We start from the raw sequence: 25,957 nt of genomic DNA, 5'->3' as shown, positions 1-25,957 counted from the left end.
ATTGCATTATGACCAAAGCCGATGTTCAACACCATCAAATGATTCATCTACGAGGAGACACCATGGATAAGTTTGAATGCGGCCAACTCTACAATCTCGAACTGAGCAAACTAGTGCCAAATCCTGATCAGTCCCGAAAAGTTTTCTCAGAAGATGAATTCAAAAACCTCGCAGATTCGATCAATGATAAAGGACTTCTCCAGCCCATCCTGGTCAAGAAACTGGAAGACGGGCAAATCATCATCGTATCTGGCGAACGCCGATTCCGGGCTCATCAATTTCTGAAACGTGAAACAATACCAGCATGGTTTACGACAGGGGACGCTGAAGAACTTGCCCTAGTGGAAAATCTGGTCCGAGAGGACCTGTCGGTTATGGAAACGGCAGAGGCTCTCAAAAAACTTGCTGATAGATTTGGCGACAAAACCCACGAAAATCTTGGGAAAATAATTGGGAAGGCCTCGAATACTGTCTCCGAAATATTGTCGCTCAACTGCCTTTCAGAAAATATTCGAAAAAAAGTCCGTGGAGATAAGCGGTTTGCCCTTCGTGAACTGAAAAAAATCGCAACAAAACGCACCCATGAAGCGCAGGAAAAACTCTTTTCTGCCTACGAGGCCAAGGTTGAAGCAGAATCCCAGGAAAAGGCAACCCGAGGCAGATTAACAGCGTGTTGAAAAATTCCTTCCGACGTCAGAGCCAAAAATTGACATCGCCGTCATCCTGGCCGTAATCCATTCAGAGAAAATCATGCATTCATCAAAAAAATTCTTTAAGGAGTTTGATTATGTCAGAACTCGTATGCTATTGTTTTAGCTATACATCAGATGATATCGAGCAGGATGTTATTCAAAACGGAAAATCTACAATTTTTGAACGTATTATGAATGAAAAAAAGGCTGGCGGATGCCAGTGTGCTGAAAAAAATCCGAAAGGTCGCTGATGTCTTTCAGACGTTCGTCAGTTGGCGGACAAAATTTTAAACAAGACAAGCATCTTGCCAAATTTTAACAAATGATTTTCTTATATACGAAACTATTTATATATTGAAAAAATCTCAAAAATATAGAAGGTTGCCATGAACAAGGAGCTGTTATGGGACTTGGCAACCAGGGTGATGATCAGAGTCAGGTGTTTGTCATGTGTGCGGATTTACCGCGCTCGCCTGGACACGTTTTTTATGACCGCTTGCAGTCTGTCTTGATCAAGGGCGGCTTTGACCGCTTTGTCGAGAAGCTCTGTGAACCGTATTATGCGTCCGGTCCTGGCAGGAAATCCATTCCTCCAGGTAGATATTTCAGGATGCACTTGATTGGCTATTTCGAGGGAATCGAGAGCGAGCGCGGGCTTGAGTGGCGGTGTTCCGACTCCTTGTCGCTGCGAAAGTTTCTGCGACTCTCCCTGACCCAGAGGGTTCCAGATCACTCCAGCCTGAGCAGAATCCGGCAACGGTTGCCCTTGGAAATCCATCAGGAAGTATTCGGCTGGGTGTTGCAGGCGCTGACCAAGTCCGGCCTGATAGTTGGGGAGCGTCTCGGAATCGACGCTTCGACCATGGAAGCCAACGCGGCCATGCGCTCGATCGTGCGCCGGGATACAGGCGAAACATACCAGCAGATGCTTGAGCGCATTGCCAAGGACAGTGGGATTAAAACGCCGACCCGTGAAGAACTGGCTCGCATGGATCGCAAGCGCAAGGGAAAGAAGCTTTCGAACAAGGACTGGAAGTCGGAGAGCGACGAGGACGCGCGTATCACCAAGATGAAGGACGGTCGTACTCACCTCGCCTACAAGCCCGAGCACGCCGTGGATCTGGACACCGGAGCGATTGTTTCCGCCGACATCCACAAGGCCGACCAAGGGGATACGACGACGATCGACAAGACGCTGGAATCCGCCAGGAAGAATCTTTCCGACATCGGTTGTACGCCGATAACCACGGCCCCGACGGAAGTCATTGCGGACAAAGGCTACCATTCTCGGGAAGTAGTGAAAGAGCTGGATGGTGGAGTCTGGAAGACAAGGATCGCTGAGCCGAAGGCGAACGGGCTGTACAACTGGAAGGGTGACCACGAGGCGCGGCGGGCCGTTTACAACAACCGCGCTCGGCTGAAGTCATCCACAGGGCGCGAGTTGGCAAAGCGAAGAACGGAGTTGGTCGAGCGAAGTTTCCAGCATGTGCTCGATCGTGGAGGAATGCGGCGAACGCACCTTCGTGGGCAGGAAAACGTCCACAAACGATATCTCCTGTGCGTAGCCGGGTTCAATCTCGGCCTGCTGATGCGCCAGTTGATAGGTTTCGGGACCCCGAAGGGGTATTTTTACCTCAATTCAGCGCAAATTTTTGTTTTCGCTTGGGGATGGATGGTCGTTTCGATGATTTTAGTCGAGATGAAGAGCGAGACCGGCGAAGAATTCGTCGGAACTCAGATTACCGTCGAGCGGTGTTGATCATGAATAAATCAACGGGCTGTTAAAAGGCGCAGATCTTCACCGCAAGAAAATTCAGTCAATGCAAGAGTACTTCACGAAGATGGCCGCTGAAGACAAATTTCAGGAATTGAGCTCACTAAGCAACGAAATGGTCGACTTAAAAATGAGCATTGAAAATATTCTCAATAAATTCATTGGGTTAAACCAAAAAATCGACGCGTCGAAGGTCATAAAGGTGCCCTCAGATGCCATATCGATAACAAAAATCGAAAGAAAAATAACTTCGCCAGCTCAACATAGCGAATAAAATACTCGACTTTCGGGGTTAGCCATTAGCAGCTAACAACCTTTGTTCATTGAAGATATAATCGAAATTGCGCCCCAAACTCCGCATTCCTTCTTGAAATGCCTCAAGCAGTATGCGTTCTGCCTGGCTCTGAGCTTCGCCAAGCTTCTTTAGGTTTTCCAGGGTGATGCCTAGGATTTGGCACAGTGCTTTGACAAGAGTGCAGTCCTCGGCCTCCTCGCAGCAACGATGGAACAGCAGGCCGAGGGTTCTTGGATCTTCCGTCCTGCGTTTCTCGATGCTCAGGAAGATGTATCGGGTCATCACGATGGTCGTGTGAGCAATGAGAGCGTCGAAGTCCCGGCCCTGGCAGCCTTTCTCCAATTCCAAGTGCTGCTTGGCCGTGCGGAAGAACACTTCGATGTCCCAGCGCTTGCCGTAAATGCGGACAACGTCTTCATCGGCAAGGATGAGGTCAGTGGTAAGCAAGACCAGCCAGTCTCTCTTGTGCTTGTTCCGCACGAAGACGAGTTTGGCTTTGAGGCCGCCCTTGAACTCAACCTGTGCGTTGGCCAGGATCTTGGCCCTGCCTCTACGTTTTCGGATCTGGCTGTAAATCTGCGTCACGTCCACCACCTGTCCTTCGAAGATGTAGTGGACCTTGGGAGTGCGCTTGACCATGCAGATGACGGGGATGTGCTTGCAAACCTCGGAAATCAGGGCAGGCATGGCGAACCAACTGTCCATGAGCAGGAACTTGGCCTTGATGCCAGCTTTCAGTGCGCGCTCGATCATGGGTTCGATCAGTTCCGTGGATTTGGTCACAGCCTCCTGGCGCCGCCGTGCGCCGCATGATCTCTTATCAAGATCTTTAGAAACCTCCTGGTATCGTTGATTTTTGTTCGCAGAAGAGCGCAGCACAAAGTCGAGAGGCAACAGGGTCGATCCATCGGACCATGCCAGGGTGAGCAACTTGAAACCCTTGAGGAATCGCCCAGTCGTATGGTCATGAACTTTGGCCAGCAGTTCAACCTTCTTCGATCTGGGGCGCTCAATGGTGGAATCATCGAGAATAAGCACGGATTCGCGATCTTTACTGGTCAACCCGTCAATGAATTCATGAATGCCAAAGGCCAGTTTGAGCAAGAATCGTCTCCAACCGAAATTGCTTGAGCGCATGAACTCATAGATGGCATCTTTTCCGACATCGCTTTTTGGATTGATGACGATGCTTCGATAGATATTCTTTCCGATAAACGGAAGAACAAAGATGTTCAGAAGAATAGTCAAAGCAGAATATCCTCTTGCTTTCTTGATGCTTGAATTTCGCGCAATGGTCGCAATTCCGAACTGACTGAAAAACGAATCGATTCTGCTCTCACACTCGTTTTTAATGAGTTGCAAATCGATGGCATTATTTGTAGTTTGCATGCGGGAATCCTTTTTTTGACGTTCTTGTGTGTGGTAACAAAAGAACTACTACAGAAGGGGGATTCCCTCAATCGAAATATTCAATTATTCCGGATAGATTTCTTTTTCAGCGACTTTGCTAACAACCCCGAAAGTCGAGTAAAATATCTGATGTTTTTAGTCCATTGGGGCAATGAAGGCTGGCAGATTATCACTTACTGCCAGCCTTTCTCATTTTTAATAGACAAACATCTAATGGAGTTGTGACTTAACAGGCACAAGCAATAAGAAATCAATTGATCATATATCTATTCTTGTATTAGAATTTTGACTGCTCTAATCGGGCAACTGAAGCGGATAGTTACGCGATTAACTACCCACTTTATGCTATTGTGACACGTCAACCAGTCGATGCTATTTTCGCAACATCACTTTGCATTAGAAGATCGGAAAATCCCATGGCAATAGAATGCTACTGAATAGCAAGAATTATCAGCATACCAATGAAAAATGTTATGCCAACACAATGAATTCGGAGTGTTGTAAAGGGAAAGGCAGAAGGAAGGAGTAAAAGCAGAGAATCAAAAGTAATTGCCCTTATTTATCTAATTCTTGAATGTCCTCACTTTCATTAGAGCTTGGATAACCTCGTTAGCCTCTGCGCTGTTCAACTTACTCAACTCTCGGCTACTCATATTGTCACTCACAAAAGTTTCAGGATGCAATAGCTTCTGTTTAGCCATGTCTCGAATAGTCTTCAACTGTTTTGGAGACATAGGTTTGTCACGACGATGATTGTAGACTTTCTGTTCCTGAGGAGCTCCAACAGGAACAAATCTACTTGCCACAGGCGGAGTTTCCACCACCGTCGGAGCAGCAGGCAGGTGTTCCACCAATCCGATGGCCTGCGCAGTGGACCGAGCAAGGGATTCATAGACCAGCATCTCGATATCCTGAATCCCTCGCTTTTGACCACAAATACAATTGAGCTTCGTGAACTCACGTTGATCATCAAGGACAACAGTGGTCTTTGTCACGACCGTAAAACCATTACGTTCCGTGGGAGCCATCGGCATATCCTGCCCTACCTTACGAATCTTCAACTCTTGAGCCTTGCGTAAAATGAAGTCGGTCAACTTAGAATCAGCAGAAGAATCATTGGAAACAGGAGAGACATCGCCACTAAAATCATCGTAATTGCTAGACATGATAAACCTCACGAGGATAGCAATCTTCTGATCGATATCCTCTGAAATAAATTTTTTTGACACCAAATTGGCGTGGATAATACACAAAAGCGCCACGTCTCCACGGTCATGGAGTAACCCGGTATGCTAGTTCTGGCCCTGACCATTAAGGACAAAAAAGGCTAGAAGTACGCGGTGCCAGCCTTTAGTTTCCATCAAATAAAATTTTCCCAATTAATTCCGCGACAAAGATTACTGCAAAAAGGACTGGAATTCCTCAAAGCAGTAAACTTCAACTGAACAGCAATAGAATCGCCATGCTAAGAGCAATTTTATTAGTTATTACAGATGTTTTAAGAAAAATTGGGAGATATCGAAAGGAATGTCTTTTTGAAGACGATTAGCAAAATAGTTTGAGGAGCAGCACTCGCCACCTATATGTTCGTGGAACGACGAACCGGCACTTCAGGGACATTCCGACCGGGATCTGGAAAGGACTCGATAGAAGATATTACTTTGACAAAAGAGTCAGCGGTAGCCAGAGACGATAACAACTCGATATTGTTCGTCTGAAAGTTCTGAGCATTCGCGTAACCGAGACTAGAGACATGACGACCATCCATCAAAATGACCTCCGATTTAGCAATAACAGTATTACCCGTCGTCTCATGCAAAAAAGCCTCTAAGGTCTGTTTAACATTCGCTATATTCAGATCATTGCACTTCTGATGAATGTAAACAGCCAAGCCGTCCTCAAATTCGCGGACATAATCAGCTATCTCAGCAGGATTGGAAGAACTGACAACAGCAGCAAATAAATTATTCGAATCAGACATACCAACTACCTCCAATTAATTGTGAATAAAGAACAAACATTTGAGACACTAGCCACACAAGTCACATCTAGAACTTCCCCACCATCGATTGCCCCTCCCTGGATTTAAAGTTTTCGTATTAATCTTTGCCAGATAACTTAGCCAATAAAAAATGTCTCTGAGCTCGACTTCAAAATTTGGATCATCTCTGGAAATCAGCACATCCCATTGAAAAGATCCATCACGAAGTATTCGCGGACAACAATGCAAAAGCGAATCAGAAGCGTAACCGGAAGACTCAGAACAAATCCTTGACCAAATGTTCTGAGCCTCACATGTCAAAAAGTAAGAACTGTACTGACCAGCACTAATGATGAAGACACAGTGATAATGAGGATTTACACTGCTCTCAATTTCTTTGACCCAAACATAATGGTAGTGAATATTTCGTCTTTTGAGATAGACAGAGAAGGAATTCATGAAGTTCTGAAGCGCATGCCTATAATCCTGAAACTGGGCATACTGAGGAAAACGCAGGTCATATCGAAGGATCAAAACAAAGGGATGGCATTCTGTCATAAAGCGAAGTCTCGAATCAATCGCTTCCAAAATGTCATCCCTTAATTCGAACTGGTTATTACGACCACAGTTCACATTCAAGCCATTGAATACACCACCACTGATTAACACATAAGAGCCCTCCTTGAGTTAAGAAATTTTAATTTTCCTAGAAAAATATCGTATCGTATCGCATACTGTATTTCTTTTTGTGTTTAAGAAATGAATATTCTAATAATTCTTTCTATATATATTTAATATATATTAATTACTATATAAATAGAATAAGGATATTACTATTATACTTATAGCAATCTGTCAGACTTAATAAACGCATATGATATAAGGGGTGTCAAAAGTTACACAAAAAAAATCCTGCTTCGGCTTGTGTCGAAGCAGGAAAACAAGATCACTCAACCGTAAACGCAAAAATATTACAACCCTAAAACTTTTCCTGACTCAACACATCGATTAGTCTTGTCCAAAATTCTACTTAATTTTGCATAAACACCACTGTGAGAATTTAAATTTTTCACATCAAAATGTTTATGGTACTTCGTATTCTCTATTTCTCTAAAAATCTTTATGCTCGTTTTAATATCTTTATTCTTAAATCTATAATCCCAAAGCCACAACCCAACTGCCCGTGAAACTATAAATTCTGAACCATATCCCTTCCCAGCATCTGATTTAAACGTATATATAAGATCTTTTTTTTCTTCATCCGTCAAATTACCGAACCCCTTTTGACAGTATATTAAGTATGCCAATTGTTTTCGAAATGTATTGACAACATCGCTATAATTAAATTTTCGATGTCTAAAATTTATTAACGCCATAAAATCGCATTCAAACTCACCCTTAACGGTTAATATGTTTATCTTTTCATCACTATGAACCGAAAAACCGCTTCGATATACATTTTCGCTAATCTCACAAACAGCATCCTTGTGGTGAAAAGGACATGGCGCTGGAGGAAGCGAGCTACTATCATCCAATATTAATGGGGCCAATTCGTCCATATCCGCAGGAGCAATCAAATCATCGACATAATAATGATAGCAAAAACTCAAGTGATTAAATTTCTTGAGAATTTTATCTATATCGTCAGGAAATTCTCTTTCTTGCAACGTCAGCAACAAGCTGGATATTAATTTTTCATTGTCTCCGTATACCACTTGAGCATTATTGGCTTTTCTATAAAATTCTCTTTGCATTATCTTTATTGGAGTCAACGGATACATGATCGGATTTTTTTTATCAACAGAACTTGCTAATTCGTCAAAATATTCATTCAAAAGACATATATCAGATTTAATCGAATCTATACTGCCTTCATTGTCTAATAAAAATTTACGCTTCCAATATTCAGACTCCCAAAAATATATCCCAGCAGCATCTTTTGCGATTTTAATAAACTCTTCATCGATTTTCTTTACATTACTCATAAATCACCATCAAGAATTTTAACCACTCGCTGTAATCCCTCTGGAGAGAGGTGGCTATATCTTTGAGTCATAGAAAAATCAGAATGTCCTAACAACTCCTTTACTTCAAACAAAGATACTCCATTCTGAACCAGTCGAGAAGCAAAAGTATGGCGTAACGTGTGAAAACACACCCTCATACGTGAATCTTTTATCCCTTCATTAAACATCTCGTCAGCAATTCTACGAAATGTATTTGACACTCTTGCTACGCGACCTCCATATTTATCAACGAATATTAGCCCATTTTCCTTTTTTTCATATTTTTCTAACATTTTTCGGACACGATCTGTCATAAATGCAAATCGATTTACTGATGACTTCGGATCACGTATCAGCATGACACCATTTGAAAAATTGCAGTCATTCCACTTTAAAGCAGAAATTTCTCCGAATCTCAAACCACAATCAAGAGCTAATAATGCCATTTCGTAAACAACTGGAGAATGTTTTTGCAGTTCGCTTAATAATTTCAAAGATTCAACTTTTGTCAAATATCTTTGCCTTTTGTTATCTTTTTTTGGCAGAGAAATTTGACGAACAGGGCATTTTTCTGTGACATAGCAGTCTCTTGTTGCAAGTGTCCAAACTTGTGAAATAATTGCCATCACGTACTTTATACTTGATGGTGCTTTCTTTGCTCGGGACATTGCTATTTTTATTCGCTCAACATCGTTCGCAGAAATTTGCGACAGAACTTTATCCCGAAGTACAGGCACAATCCATTTGGAATAAAGAGCTTTTTCTGCGACCAAGCTTCCATCCGCCTTATGCCCTTGGGCTGGCCAGTAATACCGCTCCCAGAACTCGGAAAACGTCATGGAATTTCTGAGTTCCAACAACCGCAACGCATCCTCTTGAGCTTTCTTAATTTTCGCCAAATCCCTCCTTTCGGCCAAAGTTCGCGGTCCTTCGCCTAATCGATTTGCTTCTTTGAGCCTGCTTAATTCGATCCGAGCTTTTTCCAAGGTTACTCCTTCAGATGCCCAGCCAAGCGCCTCTTGCCGTTTTACACCATCGACTATGTAGCGCAGGATATAGTACCTGTCCGGTTTGAGACCATGCTTTCGAGAAGGGTGCTCGCGGTAACGAATCCCTCTTTCAACCCTCACCCATTTTCTTTCAACTTTCTCTTCCATCAGAAATTCTCCGGCTAGACAATACGGCGTTGGCAATCCAGTTGTGCCACTTTTGTGCCACTTTTTTGATGGAAACACAATCTCACATTGGGAAGCATTGGGAAACTTTAAAACCTCATCTTCCCAATATTAAATGACAAATACCTTCCCAACCCATCCCAATCCACCATACAAGAATTGAATGGGGTTCAAGGGGCCGGAGGTTCAAATCCTCTCATCCCGACCAGACACAAGCCCACATAGCTCAGTCGGCAGAGCGCGTCCTTGGTAAGGACGAGGTCAGCAGTTCAATCCTGCTTGTGGGCTCCAGACATCAAAGCCGGTCATCGCGACCGGCTTTTTTGTTTTGGGGCGCCAGCCGATGGGAGGCCCCGAAGCACCGCCGCGCTACGAATCTTTTTCACAAGCTTCTCTTTTGCCGCCACGCCTGCTAGGTCTTCCCGGTCACGAAACTTTCTCAAATCGTGAGGTATTCATGAATATTGGACAATACACCTTCCAGGAATTCAAGGACAGGGCCGCCGCGTTCCACGGCTACCCGGCCCCGGGGCTGCTGATCGGCGGGTACATGGTCGAGATGGCCAAGGCCGCCCTGCCTGCGGGCATCCTCTTCGAGGCCGTGGTCGAAAGCAAGAAATGCCTGCCCGACGCGGTGCAGCTCCTGACCCTGTGCAGCACCGGCAACAACTGGATGAAGATCGTCAATCTCGGCCGCTACGCCGTGTCCCTGTTCGACAAGTACACGGGCGAGGGGGTTCGCGTCAGCGTGGACCTGGACAAGCTCGAAGCCTGGCCCAACATCAAGGGCTGGTTCCTGAAGCTCACGCCCAAGAAGGAGCAGGACACCGAGGCCCTTTTCCGCGAGATCGAGGACGCCGGGGACGGCATCCTGCGCCTGGAAAAGGTCACGGTCCAGCCGCGCCTGCTCGGACATGCGCACATGACCCGCATCGAGGCCTGTCCGGTCTGCCGCGAGGCCTACCCGGTCAGCGACGGGGCCATCTGCCGCGGCTGCCAGGGCGAGGCGCCCTACGTCGAGTCCGGGGCTGCGGCGGCCGCCTGCGAAATCGCCCGCCCCACGCGCGTGCCCGTGACCGAGGCCGTGGGCCGCAAGGCCCTGCACGACATGACGCGCATCGTGGCCGGCGAGAGCAAGGGCGCCGAGTTCACCGCCGGCCAGACCATCACGGCCGGGGACGTCTGCCGCCTGCAGCAGATGGGCCGAAACACCGTCTACGTCCAGGACGAGAGCCTGCCGGAAGGCGCCTGGATCCACGAGAACGACGCGGCCCTGGCCTTCGCGAAAAGGATGGCCGGGGAGGGGATCGCCTGCTCGGACACTCCGCGTGAAGGGAAGATCGACTTCCATGCCGCGTCGGCGGGCCTGCTGCAGGTGGACCTGGAGGCCCTGGAGCGCTTCAATCTCGTGCCCCACGTCATGTGCGCCACGCGCCAGCAGTACGCGCTGGTCGAGGAAGGCCGCCTCGTGGCCGGGACCCGGGCCATCCCCCTCTTCCTCTCGCGCGAAAACTTCAGCCGGGCCCTGGCCGCCCTGGGCGAAACCCCGCTCCTGTCCATCCTGCCCCTGCGCCGGGCACGGATCGGCACCCTGGTCACGGGCACCGAGGTCTTCCAGGGCCTCATCGAGGACCGATTCGCGCCCATCATCCGCGCCAAGGCCGAGGCCCTGGGTTCCACAGTCATCGGGGAGGAATTCGCCCCCGACGACCGCCAGGCCATCGCCGACGGCGTGAAGAAGCTCCTGAGCCTGGGCGCGGACCTCATCGTGACCACGGCCGGCCTGTCCGTGGACCCCGACGACGTGACCCGCGGCGGCCTGGAGGACGCCGGGCTGACCGACGCCCTGCACGGCGTCCCCCTGCTGCCCGGAGCCATGACCCTGGTGGGCCGCATCGGCCAGGCCCAGGTCCTGGGCGTGCCGGCCTGCGCACTGTTCTTCAAGACCACGAGCCTGGACGTGCTCCTGCCGCGCCTGCTGGCCGGCGCGCCCATCACGCGGCGCGACCTGGCCCGGCTGGCTGAGGGCGGCGTCTGCCTGCAGTGCAACACGTGCACTTACCCCAAGTGCACCTTTGCCAAATAGTCCGCGAACCATGACGACACGAATCCCCGCCTGCTTGCGCCGGCGGGGATTCTTTTTTTTCGTCGGGCAGTCGGTCTTGCCCCTGGCCGGGTCATCGATTATCGACCCTGGATCAACCCCGGAGCACTCATGATCAGCATCGACCAGCTTGCCCTCTTCAGCCTCGCGTCGCTCATCCTCATCTTCACGCCCGGCCCGGACATCATCTACGTCCTGACCCGCGGCGTGGCCCAGGGCCGTACTGCAGCCCTGGCCGCGGCCCTGGGCTTCAGCCTGGGCAACATCGGCCACACCCTGCTGGCCGTCTTCGGGCTCTCGGCCATCCTGGCCTCGTCGGCCGTGGCCTTCACGGCGGTCAAGATCGCCGGCGGAATGTACCTGATCTATATCGGCTGGAAGCTCTGGTCCGCCGACCCAGCCCTGGCCCTGAACCCGGCGGGGGAGCACAAGACGGCCCGGCTCATCTTCCGCCAGTCCGTCCTGGCCAACCTCCTGAACCCCAAGGTGGCCATCTTCTTCCTGGCCTTCTTCCCGCAGTTCGTGCGCCCGGCCCAGGGAAACCCGGCCATGCAGATGCTGATCCTGGGGCTGACCTTCGTCGTCCTGACCATGCTCGGCTTCGGCCTTGTGGCGCTGGGGGCCGGGGCTCTGAACACCCGCCTGGCCGCGCGCCCGTCCCTCTCGGCCTGGCTGCACAAGGGCGCCGGGGCCGTCCTCGTGCTGCTGGGGTTGCGTCTGGTCTGGGCGGACCGCTGAGGCCTCTTCGCAGTCAGGCGTCCTGACGACGCCCGGCCTTAACCCGGTACATGGACTGGTCCGCATGGACCATCAACCCGCGCGCGTTGCGGGCGTCGTCCGGGTAAAGCGCCACACCGACGCTCATCCCGACACGGACCTCCTGCCCGTCGCCCAGTTCGATGGGCTCGCGCATGGCCCGCACGACCTTGGCCGCGACCACCTCAGCCGCCGAGCGGTCTTCCGGCGACTCGACGATGACGACAAACTCATCCCCGCCCAGACGCGCCACGGTGTCCGTGTCGCGGAGCAGGGGCTCGAAACGCCTGGCCACCTCCACGAGGACCATGTCCCCGGCAAAGTGGCCGTACGTGTCGTTGATGGCCTTGAAGTCGTCGAGATCGACCATGAGCAGGGCCAGCCGTGCGGAATTGCGGCGCGCCCGCTTGAGGGCGCTATCCATGCGATCGGTGAAAAGCTTCCTGTTGGGCAGCCCCGTGAGGGCGTCGAAGTGCGCCAGATGCCTGAGTTGCTCCTCCTTCTCCTTGAGACGTTCATTGGCCTGCACCAGTTCCTGCGTCCTCTCGGTCACACGGCATTCGAGCATGCGCTCCGTCTCGAGCAGCGTGTCGACCATGGCCTGCTTGGCACTGATGGCCTCTGCCTGGGCCAGGGCCGTTTCCTGCCTGGCCGCATGGATGCGGTCCGCCAGGGCGAAGGACAGCAGGAGCATCTCGAAGGCGGAACCGATGAGCAGGGCATTGGTCGTCAGCAGGTTCGACGGCAGCTTGCCCATGTTGTGCACCGAGAGCACCGCGGCGCTCAGCAGCAGCAGTGTCCAGGCGAGGATGAAGTAGCGGGCGCCGGGGTGTTTGCGCTTGTAGCTGACGATGCCGACTAGAACGATGTACACGGAAAAAAGCACGCCGATGATGTTGATGAGCCATGCCGGAATCCAGTACGGGAGAAAAAACGAAAAAAGAACGCACATCGCGAAGGAGATGACGAGCAGCATCATTCCCTTGTCGAGACGAGGGAGCTTTGTGGCCGTGGAAAGAAACTCGCGTGCGAAAATCGTCGCGAAAATGCCCGTAAAGCCGATACCCACTGGCAGTGAGACATTGGTCCACCACGCAAGGTTCGGCCAAAGGAACTGAGCGCCGAACCCTGTCAGGGCTGATTGTCCGAGGGCCATGAACGCCACAAACAGGACATAGAGAAGATAGATCCTGTCTCGAAGCGACAGATACAGCAGGAGGTTGTAGAGAGCCAAACCCGCCAGCATGCCGAAATAGAGGCTCAGGGCCGCATATTTCCTGTGATCGCTCTTCCAGAGAGCCTCGGGCTGCCAGAGGCGCAAAGGCGCGCTGACGGTGCCTTGGGACTGGATTCGCAGAAAGATGACCCGGGGTGAGGCATCTTGGAGGCTGACCGGGAAGACATGGCTGACGTGCTCCACAGGGCGGGCCGCGAAGGGCAGCAGGTCCCCGGAGACCTGGCGGTCGAAGCCGCCCTCCCGCGGGAGGTAGAGTTCCACGCTGTCCAGGGAAGGGTAGTCCACCTCCAGCAGCCAGTCCGCAGGGGCATCCGGTCCCCTGAGCAGGGACACCCGCAGCCAGAACGCGGAGTGGGTCAGCCCGAAATTGGTCTGCCGCGAATCCGGCCCCAGCGGGACGAAGCGCCCCTGCGCGGAAGCTTCGGCCACCTCTTCGACTGTCAGTTGCCCATCTGGATCTTCGAGGCTCGTGACGGCCTGGGAGAGAGGGTAACTGGGCTCATTGCCCACGACAAGTTCGCCGCACAAACCGGAAACGGAGAGCAAGACAAGGCAAAACACGATGCACTGCATGCACAAAGCACGGATAAAAGCCGATGTATTACGTGTTTTTGTCCAGGATATATGCAGCATAGCGCCCCTCAACCTTTGACATGAACGGACATGGAACTCTCAGCGCAAGACATTTTAGAGGGCAATCACATGTCCTGGTTTCCTGCATACAACCACCAGCAACCCCTCGGCCTCCTTGATGAAGAATGCGCTACGTTCATTCGTTTCGAGATATTGAAATGTAATCCCGACCACGCTCAAGGACAAGGGCCTTGTCCCGCAAAATCCTCGCGGCGGGACGAAGAAGGCCCCGGAAAAGCATGGATTGCCACGTCGAAGACTCCTCGCAATGACGATTTGACACCCAAGTCATTGCGAGCGAAGCGCGGCAATCCAGGGGTATTCGAAGTGTGAAGCAAGCTTCTCCGGCAATGGAGGGGACGCGAGCCGATTCCCAAATTTTGAAGGGTGAGGTGTAGCCGACTACATGAGCCCTTCAAAATAGGGGAGCAACGCAGTCCGGAACGCTTTCTTCTTTAAGTCGCCGGCGACCGTCCAGAAAGCGTTCTGGCAAGGCGCGAGCCGATTTTGAAGGGTGAGGTGTAGCCGTCTACATGAGCCCTTCAAAATCGGGGAGCAACGCAGTCCGGAACGCTTTCTTCTTTAAGTCGCCGGCGACCGTCCAGAAAGCGTTCTGGCAAGGCGCGAGCCGATTTTGAAGGGTGAGGTGTAGCCGTCTACATGAGCCCTTCAAAATCGGGGAGCAACGCAGTCCAGAACGTTTTCTTCTTTAAGTCGCCGGCGACCGTCCAGAAAGCGTTCTGGCAAGGCGCGAGCCGATTTTGAAGGGTGAGGTGTAGCCGTCTACATGAGCCCTTCAAAATCGGGGAGCAACGCAGTCCAGAACGTTTTCTTCTTTAAGTCGCCGGCGACCGTCCAGAAAGCGTTCTGGCAAGGCGCGAGCCGATTTTGAAGGGTGAGGTGTAGCCGTCTACATGAGCCCTTCAAAATCGGGGAGCAACGCAGTCCAGAACGTTTTCTGGGCGGTCGCCTAGAGCCAGCGCTTCTTGATGAAGACCATCCAGGCCAGCAGGCAGGCCCCGGCAGTGATGGCCGAGACGATGGAGAAGGCGTGGGCCTCGGCCTGGAACGGCAGGGGGATGTTCATGCCGTAGATGCCGCTGACGATGTTGGGGATCATCATGATGATGGTGAACCCGGTCAGGAACTTCATGACCGTGTTCATGTTGTTGGAGATGATGGAAGCAAACGCGTCCATGGTCCCGGACAGGATGTCGCTGTAGATGCTCGTCATGCCGATGGCCTGGCGGTTCTCGGTGATGGCGTCCTCCAGCAGGTCCGAGTCGTCCTCGGAGAGCTGGACGCTGCGCATGCGCAGGACCTTGTCCATGATGATGTCGTTGGCCTTGAGGGACGTGGCGAAGTAGACGAGGCTCTTCTCGATGCCCAGGAGGTCGACGAGCTCCTGGTTGCGCGTGGAGGCCTGCAGACGCTGCTCGATGACGTCGGAGCGGCGGTTGATGTCCTTGAGGCAGTGCAGGTACTGCAGGGCCGTGCGCTGCATGAGGTGGATGGCGAAGCGCATGCGCTGGGCCGTGTCCACGATGCGCGTGCGGCCGTTCAGGAGCTCCGTGACCAGGTCGCGGCCCGAGCGGCAGACGGTGATGACGGCCGTGGGCGTGATGACCACGCCGATGGGCAGGGTCTGGTACGGTACCCGCGCGTCGCCCTCGTTCTCCAGGGGCACGCGGATGACCAGCAGAAGCACCCCGTCCTCCATCTCGATGCGGGCGCGCTCGTCGGCGTCGAGAGGGTCCGAGAGGTGGTCCAGGGGCACGCCCAGCAGGATGGAGATCCGCTGCAGTTCCTCCTGGGACGGGTTGATCAGGTTGACCCAGCAGTCGAAGTCGAGATGGTCGATGGGAACGAGTTTCCCGTCGATGGTCTTGCGGATGGTGATCATGATGCGATTCCTTGCGGTGGCTGAAGATGCGCTGGCGGACGCACCCGCTTGACGCAGGGCGGGCCCGGATGCCTAAGACCGTTCAGGAAATCGCGAGTAGGGGTCCGCGGCGCGACCCGCGGCAGTCACTGCCCGGCCGGTCCGGACGAAAAGATGCCGGAAGGCCAGGCGACGGGAAAGAAAGATTGAAAACATGGTCCACCTGCCGGAACGCCGAGGCTCCGTCAGGCGGCCTGATCAGGCGTGGGGACGGGGGGCTCGGCAGAAAAGATTGAAATGTCGGAAGCAGGGCCTAGGGCCGCAACTGTCGCCAGAATCCACTGTCTGTTCTCCTGTTCATTCGTCCGGGCGGGATGCCCGGATCATCATACGTGAGACGCTTCGCCTTTACGCTTGCCAGGGCCAAAAAGCAATGCCAAAGTCGCAGCAGAACCCTCGGCAATCCTTCACCATTTTTTACCCTTCGGCAGCGATTGACATGGACCCATCCCCCATCCCGAGCAGCCTCTGGTCCCTTGACGGGCAGGGACGCGGCGAGCGCCTGCCCTGGCAACCCGGCGACAGCCTGCCCCAGGCGCAAGGCCTGCCCTGGCTGCACCTGAACTACGCCGACGAGACGGCCCGCACGTGGCTTCTCGGCTCGGGCCTGCTGGACACGCCCGTGGCCGAGGCCCTCTGCGACGAGGAGACTCGCCCGCGGGTGCTGCACCACAAGAACGGGCTTCTGCTGACCCTGCGCGGCGTGAACCTCAATCCCGGCGCCGAGCCCGAGGACATGGTCTCCATCAGGTTGTGGATCGAGGACGGACGCATCATCTCCACGCGCAAGCGCCAGCTCAAATCCGTCAAGGAAATCCAGGCCGACCTGGAGGCCGGTTCGGGGCCGCGCAACTGCGGGGAGTTCCTGGTCACACTCCTGGCCCGCATGACGGAGAACATCGGCGGCGTCATCGAGGAACTCGAAGACCGCATGGCCGACGTTGAGGAACAGCTCCTGCAAAACCCGCAGCCCCAAACGCGGCAGATTCTGGCCGACGTCCGCCGCGAGGCCGTGGCTCTGCGCCGCTATCTCGGCCCACAGCGCGAGGCCCTCTCGCGGCTGGTCACGGAGCGCGTGCCGTGGATGGGCACCGACGACCACTTCCGCATCCGCGAAACCGCCGACGAACTCATCCGCCACATCGAGGACCTGGACGCCGTACGCGAACGCGCGGCCCTGGCCCACGAGGAATTCGTCAATCACTTCTCGGAAAAGCTGAATCGGCGCATGTTCCTGCTGTCCGTGGTCACGGTCGTCTTTCTGCCCCTGGGGTTTCTGACGGGGCTCTTCGGCATCAACGTGGGCGGGATTCCCGGCGCGGAGAGCCCCATGGGGTTCGCGGCCTTCTGTCTGGGAACGATGGCGGTGGCCGTGGGCATCGTCATCATCTTCAAGCGCAACCGCTGGCTCTGAAAAAAAAGAGACGACTGATCACTCCAAGCATGGATAGGAGCGCGGCGCCACCATGACGCGCACGCAACGGAACTGATCAATCGTCTCGTCCTGCATCTAACATCACTGCGCCACGCTGTGCAAGCTCAGGGATGTGAATTTCATGCGGGGCTTGTCGCATCGAAATAGCCGCTGACAGCGCTCATGCAGCGTACCGCACTGGATGGAAAGCCGAGGTCGCGAAGCGTACCGATCAGCTGTTCAATCACGTTCACGGACAGTGACGCGGCGGCCACATGCAGTTCATAACTGTCCGTGTCGCGGACGCGCAGGCGAAACGGTGCGTCCGTAAGCCCGGCCTGATGCAGAATGCCCTCCACAACCCGCTCGCCCTCGGCCAGACGCGCCAGCAGTCCCCGTTCCGGGGACATCCCGTAGGGGAGCCGGGTCAACAGGCAGGCCCTGGACTGCTGGTCGGGCCACTCCAGGCCCGTCCGCCGGCCGAACCCGCGGATGTCGTCCTTGGCCAGGCCCGCCTCGGCCAGTGGGGACATTACGCCTAGCTCCCGCAGGGCGCGCAGACCGGGCCGATACTGCGCGGCGTCCGAGGCGTTGGAGCCGTCGCACAGCGCCCCGCGGGCGCAATCCGCGATCCGGCGGAACAGGAAGGACTTGCAGGCGTAGCAGCGCTCCCTGTCGCCGGCCGCAACCTCGGGCAGGGCCAGTGGGTCGAGGTCCAGGACGCGCGCCTCAAGCCCCTGACGCCGGGCCCAGCGCAGGGCGTAGGCGGTTTCGGCCGGCGCCACATGGGGGCCCCGCACATGGACGAGCTCCGGGACCATCCCGGCGGACAAGGCCGCGTAAGCCAGAAAGCGGCTGTCCACGCCCCCGGAGAAGGCTATGGTCAGCCGGCCCAAGCCGCGCAGCCGGTCCAGGAGCATGTCCCATCGCCGCGCGGCATCGTCCTTGGGCGCCAGGCCCGTGTTCGTGCACTCATCCGTCATGACCGCCTCCCCTTCCCTGCCGGCACGAAAATCCGTACAAAAACCGCATGCACACCAGTCCAGTCATCCATGAAGTCGACGCTGGGGACTTCCGGGTCCGCAGCGTCCTCCTCCAGGGCTCCAAGCGCCGCCTCGTCTGGGACACCCTGACCCATCCCGACGACATGGCCCCTTTCGCCGGGGCCTGCGCGGACGCGCCGCCCATCGTGGTATACAGCCACGCGGACTGGGACCACATCCTGGGCACGGGCGCCTTCGCCTCCCCACTGATCATCGCCCAGCGGGCGGCCGTCAAGCGCTTTCAGACCGAGGCCCCGGCGGCCCTCACCGAGCTTCGGAACGCGAGTCCCGGAAAGTGGGACGCCGTCCGGCTGCTGACCCCTGACATCACCTTCGAGCACAGCCTGGACCTCGACCTCGGCGGCGTCACCGTCTCCTTGCGGGCCCTTCCCGGGCACACGCCCGACGCCGTCGTGGCCTTGGTGCCGGAACTGAACCTCCTGCTGGCCGGGGACACCGTCGAACTGCCCTGCCCCTGCGTGCCCCGCGGATGCGATCTCGACGGCTGGATCGACGAGCTCGAACGCTGGCGCGCGGACACGCGGATACGCACCGTCATCCCCTCGCACGGCCCGTGCGGCGGCACGGAGATCATCGAACGGACCGTAGCCTACCTCGACGGTCTGCGCCGGCACCGGCCCCTGCCGCTCCCGCCGGACGCCGCGCCCTTCTATGTCTCGACCCACCTGGACAACCTGCGCAATTGCAATCTGAGCCGTTGAATCGTATGCATCACGCGGACATGCAACCGCGAATAAGGAGTGCCCGATGAAGGTCGTCTTCCACCTGGACCTGGACGAGGAAAAAATTCTGCGCATCGCACTGACCAACATGGAAAACCTGCGCACGGCCAAACCCGAGGCCCGCATCAACCTCGTGGTCAACGGCCCGGCGGTGAAATTCTTCCGTGCCGACTTCGCCGAAGAGCACCTGAGCCGTGTCAAGGGTCTGCTGGACAAAGACGTGATGATCTTCGTCTGCCAGAACGCCCTGCGCGCCTTCGACATCCCCGAAGACGCCCTCTGCCCAGGCTGTTCTCCCATCCCGGCCGGCGTCGTCGCCCTGATCAAGCTCCAGCAGCAGGGCTGCGCCTACATCAAGCCGTAAATCACGCGAAATCGCAGCAAGAACGCGGAAAGGAATGGATTCCCGCCTGCGCGGGAATGACGAGCCGCACGTCCACCATGCCTCCGCGTCATCCCCGTGAAGACGGGGATCCATGGTCCTCGAATGACCAAATACATGGATTCCCGCCTGCGCGGGAATGACAAACCGCACGTCCGCCACGCCCCGCGTCATTCCCGTGAAGACGGGGATCCATGTGCTTCATCAATCCCGGAATCACCCACAGAAATTCGAGATCGTCATTTTTTGTAGGTGACACATCGTCTCATCAGACTGGAATCGGCCGCCGCATCGGCCATGGCCCCAGAGCGACGGCGCATTTTCTCGCCGACGCGGGCCACATCTTCTCCCCCTCCGCGATGATGTCCTTCGCACTCCTCCCTTTCGCCGATGGCTTGGAAATGGCATTCGATATTTTTCACCATGCCTAACTTTTCTATTGACTTCCCCTCTCTCGACCTCATAAAGAGTTCATCAAGACAAACTTTTTACGGAGCCACCATGAATTTCGACCTTCTCGTCACCATCGGCGTCATTCTCGTCGCAGGGATATACCTGGTCTCCCGTTTCCGGAAGAAGAGTGGCGGGTGTTGCGGCTGTTCGGGCTGCTCCGGGGAGATCCAACCCAGGCCCGACGGCTCGTGCCCATCCCGCAAAGACTGACCGCAGTCCCACGACAATCAGCCTCTCGTCGCAGAGGCCTTTTTTTACGCACATAGTTAGCCATATCTAATTCAGGAGTCCCCATGTTTCTCTCCATCCCACTCAGACACATGCAGGAAAACCAGTCCGGAACCATCCTCTCCGTCAGCGCGACGGGCGAGCTGGGGCGGCGCATCCGCGACATGGGCCTCGTGCCCGGGACCGCCGTCACCATCGTCGGCCGCGCGCCCCTCAAAGACCCCGTGGCCCTGCGCCTGCGCGACTTCACCCTGACCCTGCGCAACAACGAGGCCGACCTGATCACCGTCCGCGTCGGCGAAAACGGAGAAACCCTGCAATGAACGCGACCATGGCCCTCATGGGCAACCCCAATTCCGGCAAGACGACCCTTTTCAACAACCTGACCGGCGCCCGGCAGCATGTCGGCAACTACCCCGGCATCACCGTCGAGAAGCGCGAAGGGCGGCTGCGCATCGAGGACACGGACATCACCGTGGTCGACCTGCCCGGCACCTACTCCCTGACGGCCTACACCCAGGACGAGCTGGTGGCCCGCAACTTCCTCGTGGACACGAGCCCCGACGCGGTGGTCACGGTCCTCGACGCGACCAACCTGGAGCGCTCCCTCTACCTCGTGCTCCAGATCCTGGAGCTCGGCACGCCGGCCATCATCGCCCTGAACATGATGGACGAGGTCCGCCGCAAGGGCGTGACCATCGATACCAAGCGCCTGTCCGCGCTGCTGGGCACCCCCATCCTGGAGATGGTCGCGCGCACGGGCGAGGGCCGGGACAGCCTGCTGGCCGAGGCCCGCAAGGCCATGCGCGACAGGACCCCGCACCCTGGCCTGCGCATATCCTACGGGCACGACCTGGACGAAACCCTGGACCGCATGCAGGCCCTCATCGAATCCTCGAATTTTCTGGAAGGCCGCTACCCCGCCCGCTGGGTCGGCCTCAAGTACCTCGAGAACGACGCCGAGGTCATGGCCCAGGGCGCGGCGTCGCCCCAGGTGCACGACCGCCTGCGGGAAATGGCCGCCGGCCTGGCAGAACACTGCCGCAAAACCCTCGACGCGGACCCCGAGGCCATCATCGCCGACTACCGCTACGGCTTCATCGCGGCCCTGCTCAAGGACGGCGTGATCACGCGGCCCACGTCCCGGGCCCGCTTCGACCTGACGGACAGGCTCGACAGCGTCCTGACAAACCGCCTGGCCGGCCCGGTACTCATGTTCGCCATCATCTACGGCATGTTTCAGCTGACCTTCGCACTGGGCGAGGTGCCCATGGGCTGGCTGGAGGCCTTCTTCGGCTGGCTCGGCGACACGGCCACGGCCATCCTGCCCGAAGGGCTCCTGGCCTCGCTGGTGGTCTCGGGCATCATCGACGGCGTGGGCGGCGTGCTCGGCTTCACGCCGCTGATCATGATCATGTTCTTCTTCCTGTCCTTCCTGGAGGACTCGGGCTACATGGCCCGCATGGCCTATATGCTCGACCGCGTCTTCCGCGTCTTCGGGCTGCACGGCTGCTCGGTCATGCCCTTCATCATTTCCGGCGGCATCCCCGGCGGCTGCGCCGTGCCCGGCGTCATGGCCGCGCGCACCCTCAGAAGCCCCAAGGAGAAGATCGCCACGGTCCTGACGGCGCCTTTCTTAAGCTGCGGCGCCAAGGTGCCGGTCTTCCTGCTCCTGGCCGCGGCCTTCTTCCCGAACTCCGGCGCCAGCGCCCTGTTCTGGATCACCCTGGGCGGATGGGTCATGGCCCTGCTCACGGCCCGTCTCCTGCGCTCGACCATCATCAAGGGCGAGGCGACCCCCTTCGTCATGGAGCTGCCGCCCTACCGCATGCCCACCCTCAAGGGCCTGTGCCTGCACACCTGGGAGCGCGTCTGGCAGTACGTCAAGAAGGCCGGCACGGTCATCCTGGCCATCTCCATCCTCCTCTGGGCGGCCATGACCTTCCCGGGCCCGTCCGAGGAGACGATCGCGGAATTCGACGCCCAGCGTGTCAGCATCGAGGCCTCGGTCTGGGATTCCGACGAAGCCAGGAGCGAAGCGCTGACCCTGGTGGACAACGCCCAGCCCCAGCAGGAACTGCGCGCCTCCGTGGCGGGCCGGATCGGCACGGCCCTGGAGCCCGTCTCCAGCCTGGCGGGCTTCGACTGGCGGACCAACATCGCCCTGGTCGGCGGCTTCGCGGCCAAGGAAGTCATCGTCTCGACCCTGGGTACGGCCTACTCCCTGGGCGAGGTGGACCCCGAGGAAAGCGCGGGCCTCTCGGAACAGCTGCGCACCGACCCGGCCTGGAGCGTGTGGACGGCCGCGAGCCTCATCGCCTTCGTGCTCCTCTACGCGCCCTGCTTCGTGACCGTGGCCGTCATCGGCCGGGAGCTGGGCTGGAAATGGGCGGCCTTCTCCGTGACCTTCAACACGGTCCTGGCCTTCGGCGTATCCACGGGCATCTATCAATTCGGCTCGGCCCTCTAACAGGCCGCCCCAAAACGGCAATCTGCTGCGTCAGCGAAAAAAGCCAGACCGCTCATGTATGCGAGAGTACACTGCGCGCCCTGGCTTTTTTTGCGTCCTTGCATCTCACCATTTTTGAACGGCCTGTATAGTTTGAGTTTTTCACCAGTCAGCCAATCGCACATCAAGGAGGCACCATGACCCCGCTGTTTTCTCCCTGTTCCGGATGCAGCCACCCGGCCATCAAGGCCGCCAAACAATGCAAGACGGCCATGGCCATGGCCAACGACGGCAGGGCGGGCGAGGCCGAAGCCCTGCTCAAGACGGCCATGGGCGGCCTGCGCCGGGCCGGAATGCCCATGATGAAGGCCAAGATCCTGAACAGCCTGGCCCTGGTCTACGCCCAGCAGAACAGGCACCTCCAGGCCAGACGCTGCCTGTCCTCGTCCCTGCGCATCGTCGCCGGGCACGTGGGTACGGACAACTGGCTCTACGCCCGCATCGCAGCCAACAGGGACAGCCTGGCCGCGTAACAACGTCTCGCCATCCTCCCTCCGCACGGGGCGGCAGGCGCACAGTCCTGCCCCCCTTCCTCATTGCCATCCATACGCGAAGACCCCGAGCCTTGTCGGCCCGGGGTCTTCGTCGCGCGTCTTAACTGCGCGGAATATATCGTCTGGCGGAATGCTGTGAAACGTCATCCCGCCACGGAAGAGATCATGGCTGCGTGCACGCCGACCACGCAGGCGGCGGCGATAAGCCCCAAAATCAGTTTCTTTCCAAAATCTGCCAGCACGTTCCCCTCCTTCAATGTTGCGGACAATTCTGTATCAGCCCCAGCCTTCGCCGGCCTCGTAGGCGCGTCTGCGCCCACTCGGCCCCAAGGCGACAACCCATGGATATATTGAGTGAAAAAAAATTAATGATCAGCGCGTGGCATCCGTGACGGTCATCAGCCTTCACGAACGGCCGGAACGCACCAGCGCCTACCATGGCGCTGACCGCTCGTCCATGGGTATATGCATACACGCCGCAAAAATCGGAAAAATTCATAAAAAAAGGAGGCTTGCGCCTCCTTTGGTGTGCCTGGGCAAAAGCGGTTAGTCTTCCTGGTTCCGGGCGGCGCTCTTGTACAGTTCGGGGTCCACGCCCAGGTTCTTGATGAGGGAACCGGACAGGGCCATGAGCTTGTAAGCAGCGATGTGCTCGTTGACCGAGGAGGTCACCAGCTGGTTGGAGGACTGGAAGACTTCGTTCTCGGAATCCAGCACGTCCAGCAGGCTGCGCTGGGCCACGCCGAACTGTTCGAGGTAGACTTCCTTGGTGGCGCGGTTCTGCTTCACGGCCTCGGTGTATTCCGCCACTTCCTTCTGGGCCGAGTTGAACTGCGCCCAGGTGACCTTGGTTTCGTCCTCGACGGCCAGGGTCAGGTCTTCCAGGTCGGCCTGGCTCTGGCGCTTGCGGGCCTTGGCGGCCTTGGTCGCGGCCACATCGGACCCGCCGTTGTAGAGGTTCCAGTTGAAGCGGAGCATGGCCGCGTCGGTGCGTTCCCAGTCTTCCGAATCCTGCACGCCGTCGGAGTACTGCGAGGACAGCTCGCCGTAGACATAGGGGTGGTAGTTGGCCTTGGCAGCGTTGACGCGTTCCTGCTCGGAGTTCACGTCCTGGGTACCGGCGCTGATCTTGGGGTTGCCGGCCTTGGCCTGGGCGGTCATATCTTCGAGGGTGCCGGGAAGCTTGTCGGCCGGGTACGGGGTCATTTCGATCTGGCCGGGCATGTAGCCGGTCAGGCGCTGGAATTCATACAGGGCGTCGCGCAGGTTGGTGTGGGTCTTTTCCAGGGAGGCCTGGGCCATGGACAGGCGGGCCTGGGTCTGGGTCACATCGGCCACGCTGCCGGCGCCTGCCTTCTCACGTTCCTTGAGGGATGCCAGGATGTCCTTGTGCGCCTTGACGTTCTCTTCGGCCAGGAAGAGCAGCTCGCGCTGCCGGTAGACTTCCAGGGAGGCGATGATGGCGTCCAGGGCCAGGGATTCGGCGTTGTCGAAAACCCTGTACTGCAGGGATTCCAGGCGGGATTCGTCCAGGCGGATCTGGCTCGAGGCCTCGCCGCCGTCATAGAGGCGCTGGGTCAGATAGCCGCCCAGCTCGGAGCGCTCGTGCCAGTCTTCGGAATAGTCGTTGCCGTTGTCGAGCCCGTCATGGAACGAATCCGCGCCGTACCCGCCGCGCACGTCGACCTTGGGGTACCAGCGGCCCCGTGACTTTTCGAGGTCCTGCTCGACCGCATGGCGGTTCTGCTTGATCATTTCCAGGCGAGGGGCGTAGCGCAAGGTATCGATCACGCTTTTCTGCACGGTGATCTGGTCCTCGGCGTAGGCAGCGCTGCCAGTCAATAACATCGCGAATGCGAGGGAAAGACCGATTTTCGATGTGGACATAACTTCCTCTCCTTGATGAGGTCTCGGTGAGTTCAGAATGAATTCCGATATTGTTGCCCCTGTAACTACGCTATGAGTCTTTGTAAACGAAAAAAGGGCGCTACGCACCCTTTTTTACAAAAAAATCCGCCCTACATTTCCGTAAGACCCTTCATGATTGCTGCGATTGCATGATTAGTTGCGTCAGATCGTCGTCAAAAGAATCGGCCGCCGCGAACTCCACATGCAGAAGCGGCCCATGCGCATCGACGCCGGCGGTATCGACATGCACATCCTGCCCGCCTTCCAAGAGCAAAGCCGCATCGACCTCATCCTGCAACAACTCCGGCAACGACCACGCCCGAAAGTCGTCCATCGACCCGGGCACTTCCTCCGCCGGATTGAGAGCGAAAGTGCCGATGGAGGTCGAACCGTCGATGTCTTCCATGACAAAGCTGTAATAGGTCGTCACAGGCGCCTGCCCGTCGACGACCACGCCCCCTTCCGGAGGCATGAACGCATAGCCTCCGTCGGGCCATATGGTCAGTTCCCCGCCCTGTGGTGGATGAACGACCAGGCCGTCGTCGGGGACGGGTTGGCCGGCGAAGGATGTAATTTTTATTGTATCAGTCATAGGAGTGGTCTCCAATTGCCTGTCGGTTCATTCAATATCCAGGCTTGTCCATATGGCGATAGCCACGCCCAAAACTCCAAAATCGCTGTCCCTGCCACTCCAGCGAGCAAGAATCCCAAGATCAGTCATTCCATTAAAACACATCTAGTTACCGTCAAAAAGGGAGGGGGAAAGCCCCTCCCTTTT

24 protein-coding genes and 1 tRNA gene are annotated in these 25,957 nt (G+C 56.2%); 13 read left to right on the top strand and 12 right to left on the bottom strand.

What is annotated here, in order from left to right:
* Positions 1–62: 62 nt before the first annotated feature.
* From ACZ5AC_RS00125 to ACZ5AC_RS00115, 3 genes are all read left to right on the top strand, one after another.
* Positions 63–677 (top strand): ParB/RepB/Spo0J family partition protein, encoded by a 615-nt coding sequence (locus ACZ5AC_RS00125; protein WP_464248945.1) that lies wholly within the window; start codon positions 63–65, stop codon positions 675–677.
* A 110-nt stretch (positions 678–787) separates the two neighbouring features.
* A complete protein-coding gene (locus ACZ5AC_RS00120) occupies positions 788–943 on the top strand; it encodes a (2Fe-2S)-binding protein (protein WP_464247928.1) in 156 nt (51 codons plus the stop codon).
* Positions 944–1,095: 152 nt separating this feature from the next.
* Positions 1,096–2,451 (top strand): transposase, encoded by a 1,356-nt coding sequence (locus tag ACZ5AC_RS00115; protein WP_464247929.1) that lies wholly within the window; start codon positions 1,096–1,098, stop codon positions 2,449–2,451.
* A 307-nt stretch (positions 2,452–2,758) separates the two neighbouring features.
* Here ACZ5AC_RS00115 and ACZ5AC_RS00110 read toward each other — a convergent pair whose 3' ends face one another.
* From ACZ5AC_RS00110 to ACZ5AC_RS00085, 6 genes are all read right to left on the bottom strand, one after another.
* On the bottom strand, positions 2,759–4,150 hold the full coding sequence (locus ACZ5AC_RS00110) for an IS4 family transposase (RefSeq protein ID WP_464247664.1): 1,392 nt from the start codon (positions 4,148–4,150) through the stop codon (positions 2,759–2,761).
* 584 nt (positions 4,151–4,734) lie between these two features.
* On the bottom strand, positions 4,735–5,337 hold the full coding sequence (locus tag ACZ5AC_RS00105; protein ID WP_464248944.1) for a hypothetical protein: 603 nt from the start codon (positions 5,335–5,337) through the stop codon (positions 4,735–4,737).
* Between the two features lie 413 nt (positions 5,338–5,750).
* Positions 5,751–6,152 (bottom strand): hypothetical protein, encoded by a 402-nt coding sequence (locus ACZ5AC_RS00100; protein ID WP_464248943.1) that lies wholly within the window; start codon positions 6,150–6,152, stop codon positions 5,751–5,753.
* A gap of 48 nt (positions 6,153–6,200) precedes the next feature.
* Complete coding sequence (locus tag ACZ5AC_RS00095; protein WP_464250635.1) at positions 6,201–6,710, bottom strand: YagK/YfjJ domain-containing protein; 510 nt, start codon at positions 6,708–6,710, stop codon at positions 6,201–6,203.
* Positions 6,711–7,123: 413 nt separating this feature from the next.
* On the bottom strand, positions 7,124–8,137 hold the full coding sequence (locus ACZ5AC_RS00090; RefSeq protein ID WP_464248942.1) for a hypothetical protein: 1,014 nt from the start codon (positions 8,135–8,137) through the stop codon (positions 7,124–7,126).
* Positions 8,134–9,315 (bottom strand): tyrosine-type recombinase/integrase, encoded by a 1,182-nt coding sequence (locus tag ACZ5AC_RS00085; protein WP_464248941.1) that lies wholly within the window; start codon positions 9,313–9,315, stop codon positions 8,134–8,136. The genes ACZ5AC_RS00090 and ACZ5AC_RS00085 overlap by 4 nt, the downstream gene beginning before the upstream one ends.
* A gap of 233 nt (positions 9,316–9,548) precedes the next feature.
* Between ACZ5AC_RS00085 and ACZ5AC_RS00080 the strand changes: the two genes are divergently transcribed.
* The 3 genes from ACZ5AC_RS00080 (at position 9,549) to ACZ5AC_RS00070 (ending at position 12,175) form a co-directional block, all read left to right on the top strand.
* Positions 9,549–9,624 (top strand) — tRNA-Thr (locus tag ACZ5AC_RS00080).
* A 166-nt stretch (positions 9,625–9,790) separates the two neighbouring features.
* Complete coding sequence (locus ACZ5AC_RS00075) at positions 9,791–11,419, top strand: FmdE family protein (RefSeq protein WP_464248940.1); 1,629 nt, start codon at positions 9,791–9,793, stop codon at positions 11,417–11,419.
* Between the two features lie 129 nt (positions 11,420–11,548).
* On the top strand, positions 11,549–12,175 hold the full coding sequence (locus ACZ5AC_RS00070) for a LysE family translocator (protein ID WP_464248939.1): 627 nt from the start codon (positions 11,549–11,551) through the stop codon (positions 12,173–12,175).
* Between the two features lie 13 nt (positions 12,176–12,188).
* Here ACZ5AC_RS00070 and ACZ5AC_RS00065 read toward each other — a convergent pair whose 3' ends face one another.
* Positions 12,189–13,940 (bottom strand): 7TM diverse intracellular signaling domain-containing protein, encoded by a 1,752-nt coding sequence (locus tag ACZ5AC_RS00065; RefSeq protein WP_464248938.1) that lies wholly within the window; start codon positions 13,938–13,940, stop codon positions 12,189–12,191.
* A gap of 1,093 nt (positions 13,941–15,033) precedes the next feature.
* Positions 15,034–15,966 (bottom strand): magnesium transporter CorA family protein, encoded by a 933-nt coding sequence (locus ACZ5AC_RS00060; RefSeq protein WP_464248937.1) that lies wholly within the window; start codon positions 15,964–15,966, stop codon positions 15,034–15,036.
* A gap of 478 nt (positions 15,967–16,444) precedes the next feature.
* On the opposite strand from ACZ5AC_RS00060, the gene zntB reads away from it, so the two are divergent.
* A complete protein-coding gene (zntB, locus tag ACZ5AC_RS00055; RefSeq protein ID WP_464248936.1) occupies positions 16,445–17,419 on the top strand; it encodes a zinc transporter ZntB in 975 nt (324 codons plus the stop codon).
* Positions 17,420–17,559: 140 nt separating this feature from the next.
* Here zntB and larE read toward each other — a convergent pair whose 3' ends face one another.
* Positions 17,560–18,402 carry an ATP-dependent sacrificial sulfur transferase LarE gene (gene larE, locus ACZ5AC_RS00050; RefSeq protein WP_464248935.1) on the bottom strand — a complete coding sequence of 281 codons (843 nt, stop codon included), beginning with the start codon at positions 18,400–18,402 and terminating at the stop codon, positions 17,560–17,562.
* A 47-nt stretch (positions 18,403–18,449) separates the two neighbouring features.
* Between larE and ACZ5AC_RS00045 the strand changes: the two genes are divergently transcribed.
* Together ACZ5AC_RS00045 and ACZ5AC_RS00040 are read left to right on the top strand one after the other, a co-directional pair.
* Entirely contained in the window at positions 18,450–19,184 is a 735-nt protein-coding gene (locus ACZ5AC_RS00045; protein ID WP_464248934.1) for an MBL fold metallo-hydrolase, read from the top strand.
* A gap of 46 nt (positions 19,185–19,230) precedes the next feature.
* Positions 19,231–19,569 (top strand): DsrE family protein, encoded by a 339-nt coding sequence (locus tag ACZ5AC_RS00040; RefSeq protein ID WP_464248933.1) that lies wholly within the window; start codon positions 19,231–19,233, stop codon positions 19,567–19,569.
* 257 nt (positions 19,570–19,826) lie between these two features.
* Here ACZ5AC_RS00040 and ACZ5AC_RS00035 read toward each other — a convergent pair whose 3' ends face one another.
* Positions 19,827–20,012: a hypothetical protein gene (locus ACZ5AC_RS00035; protein WP_464248932.1), complete on the bottom strand. Its 186-nt coding sequence runs from the start codon at positions 20,010–20,012 to the stop codon at positions 19,827–19,829.
* A gap of 76 nt (positions 20,013–20,088) precedes the next feature.
* On the opposite strand from ACZ5AC_RS00035, the gene ACZ5AC_RS00030 reads away from it, so the two are divergent.
* The 4 genes from ACZ5AC_RS00030 (at position 20,089) to ACZ5AC_RS00015 (ending at position 23,250) form a co-directional block, all read left to right on the top strand.
* A complete protein-coding gene (locus ACZ5AC_RS00030) occupies positions 20,089–20,250 on the top strand; it encodes a hypothetical protein (RefSeq protein WP_464248931.1) in 162 nt (53 codons plus the stop codon).
* 83 nt (positions 20,251–20,333) lie between these two features.
* On the top strand, positions 20,334–20,591 hold the full coding sequence (locus ACZ5AC_RS00025) for a FeoA family protein (protein ID WP_342663408.1): 258 nt from the start codon (positions 20,334–20,336) through the stop codon (positions 20,589–20,591).
* The gene (gene feoB, locus ACZ5AC_RS00020; RefSeq protein ID WP_464248930.1) at positions 20,588–22,738 is read left to right on the top strand and encodes a ferrous iron transport protein B; all 2,151 of its coding nucleotides are present in this window, start codon (positions 20,588–20,590) and stop codon (positions 22,736–22,738) included. The genes ACZ5AC_RS00025 and feoB overlap by 4 nt, the downstream gene beginning before the upstream one ends.
* Positions 22,739–22,914: 176 nt before the next feature.
* The gene (locus tag ACZ5AC_RS00015; protein WP_464248929.1) at positions 22,915–23,250 is read left to right on the top strand and encodes a tetratricopeptide repeat protein; all 336 of its coding nucleotides are present in this window, start codon (positions 22,915–22,917) and stop codon (positions 23,248–23,250) included.
* Between the two features lie 567 nt (positions 23,251–23,817).
* On the opposite strand, the gene ACZ5AC_RS00010 is transcribed toward ACZ5AC_RS00015, so the two are convergent.
* Complete coding sequence (locus ACZ5AC_RS00010; protein ID WP_464248928.1) at positions 23,818–25,158, bottom strand: TolC family outer membrane protein; 1,341 nt, start codon at positions 25,156–25,158, stop codon at positions 23,818–23,820.
* Between the two features lie 151 nt (positions 25,159–25,309).
* Positions 25,310–25,771, bottom strand: coding sequence for a hypothetical protein (locus ACZ5AC_RS00005; protein ID WP_464248927.1), 462 nt, complete (start codon positions 25,769–25,771; stop codon positions 25,310–25,312).
* Between the last annotated feature and the right edge of the window lie 186 nt (positions 25,772–25,957).

The sequence above is a fragment of the Desulfomicrobium aestuarii genome, from assembly GCF_055385525.1.
The sequence above is the reverse complement of the archived record's forward strand: the minus strand, read 5'-3'. Positions and strand labels throughout refer to the sequence as shown.